The organism is Chryseobacterium viscerum (assembly GCF_002899945.2).
Classification (GTDB): Bacteria; Bacteroidota; Bacteroidia; order Flavobacteriales; family Weeksellaceae; genus Chryseobacterium; species Chryseobacterium viscerum.
On record NZ_PPEG02000024.1, the window covers coordinates 1 to 2,454 of the forward strand.

At 41.2% G+C, this 2,454-nt stretch carries 1 protein-coding gene; it reads right to left on the reverse strand.

From position 1 onward, the window contains the following. Positions 1 to 354: 354 nt before the first annotated feature. On the reverse strand, positions 355 to 2,454 hold a 2,100-nt coding region (locus C1634_RS25600; RefSeq protein WP_228410174.1), incomplete at its 5' end, for a fibrobacter succinogenes major paralogous domain-containing protein.

Genomic DNA, 2,454 nt, shown 5'->3' on the forward strand with positions numbered 1-2,454 from the left:
GAACCATCTGTTGTTTTAGCAACTACATCTAATGTAGATTGAGGAACCTGGGTATTGATACCCACCTGAGCCAGAACAAAACATCCTGTTAAGCTCATTATTCCAATTAAAAATTTTTTTTTCATATGAAAAAATTGAATTAAATTTTATTTACCTTGATATGCTTTATTCTTTACTCCGAAATTTTCTATATAAAAGCCATCCTGACAGATAAGCTCCCTCATGAATAATCTAACAATAAACATCTGTAACTTCGCTTATTTGTTCTCCTCCTCGCGCAAGAGCAAATAAGAGTCAAGGAACAAAGCCTTTTCTTTCGGTATATTTCGATAAGTTCAACACAAGAACTCAGGGTCAATCCTTAATACAACGTACAGAGTTGGCATTTCCACGAACGATATTGTTTAATACAGTACTCATTCCAATGGCTCTTACACCATTGACTGAACTAGTCCAAAAATAATAAAGACTTCCTACGTCTGCTAAATCACTATAATTAGCAATGCGTGCACCACTAAAGGAAAATTTCAAAGCTGAATTTTCTATATTAGCACCAACCATTATTCTAATCTTATCTATTTCTGTATCCGTAGGTACTCTAAAGCCTGAAGGACATGGATTGTTAGCACCTGACAAACCAAGCCAAAGCGTGTCATCCTGTGTTGTTCTCCAATCAAAAGGTGATGCACCACTAACAATAAACAAGGCATGGGATGGCATATTGCTTAACGTAGAAGTTTTACCATACACCGGTGTTCCTGGTGTACCGCCGCTCCCCCAATTAATTAACTCATGTCCATCGGGTTTCCTGCCCCATTGGAACAAGCTGCCATATGCTAAATAGTCGGTAGAACTCATAGCTTGCTGTCCCGGATTAAAACTGGCGTGATTGATATTAGCATAATGAGCCCCTAAATTGTTGTTTAACCAAACTTTTCCATCTTCTGCCACAACCGGTGAATACAACATCATATGGGTTGCACTATTGCCGGTATTATCAGCAACACCAAACATCCTGTCCGGAATCCCTGCAATGTCTCTTACACTATAGCTCGTAGTATTCCCTGCATTATTATAAGGATACGTAAACTGCCCCATTAACACACCCAATGCATCATTACCAATACCGGAATTAATGTCCAATTTCTTAGCATTTAATGTACCACCAATGGCCTTGATTGTAGCGGTAATAAATTTAGTGTCAAAAAAATCGCAAGCCTGTGATGCCCAAGATAGTGTTAGATTTCTGCTGACACCATCTTCGGTCATATCTGCAGGTATGGTAATTGTAGTAGAATAAGCTGGTAAAATACCACCCTGTTCTACTTTTACAGGTATGTTAACCTTTACACCTGATGGAGTAATAGTTCCCTGTACATTGACCGTTACCATTTCGTTAGATCCGTCAGCTGCTTGTACGTTGGTACTTGCATCTCCTGTTGGTACCGTATAAGGAAGATAATCCTTGTCATAGACTGAGGTTACAAAATAGGTTACGTTTTGTCCCAAAATAATACCGGAAGGAATGGTAATAGATGATGTTACTTTTCTGGTGAGTATACAGCTTTTACCACCAATACTGATCGAAAAGCTTGCTGTTCCCGATCCTGATGGCGTACCACTAATCGTATATGTTACACTGCCATTCCCATTAGCTAACGTTCCTGAAGACAATGCAGCTGTTAATCCTGTTACTCCTGTTGAAGAAACAGACTGAGCACTATACAATCCCCCGTTACCACCTGTATAAGAGATCACTGAACTTACACCACTCACTGCACTGCCCTCTGTTAAAGTACCGCTATTTACAGCTCCGGAACAATCTAGAGAACTTACTGTAGACGAAAGAACAACAGTCCTTGTCAAAGTACAGCTTTGACCGCCGATTCCTATCGCAAAACTTGCCGTTCCCGGTCCTGAAGGTGTACCACTGATTGTATAGGTTAAACTACCATTACCATTGCTTAAAGAACCTGCAGAAAGATGGGCTGTCAGACCGGTAACACCCGTAGATAAAATATCCTGTGCATTATATGCTGCGCCGTTGCCATTGGTATAAGAAACAACAGAACTTACTCCATTGGATATCTCTCCGCTGTAAAGATGACCCACAGAAAGAGAGCCGTTACAATCCAGAGAACCCAATACAGGCGAGACAGTTCCACCGGATAGCTTGAGCCACTTACCAGAACTCCCCTCTCCGGCGTTGAAATAATAAAGCCCCGAAGAATCTATGTATTCTGTCTGCCCCGTACGTTTGCTTACATCTGCCGCTGTCGTAACGTGTACAATAGCACCATCTTGTGAAGAAGTATACTTTCCGTTGGTTGCCGCAGCATACAGTGCATTCCCTGTAAGCATAGGAACCTTAAATCCTTCAGCAGCTGAACCATCAATCGCTCTGGCCGCTACATCAAGTGTTACCTTTGGAGAAACTGTACCAACTCCCAAACG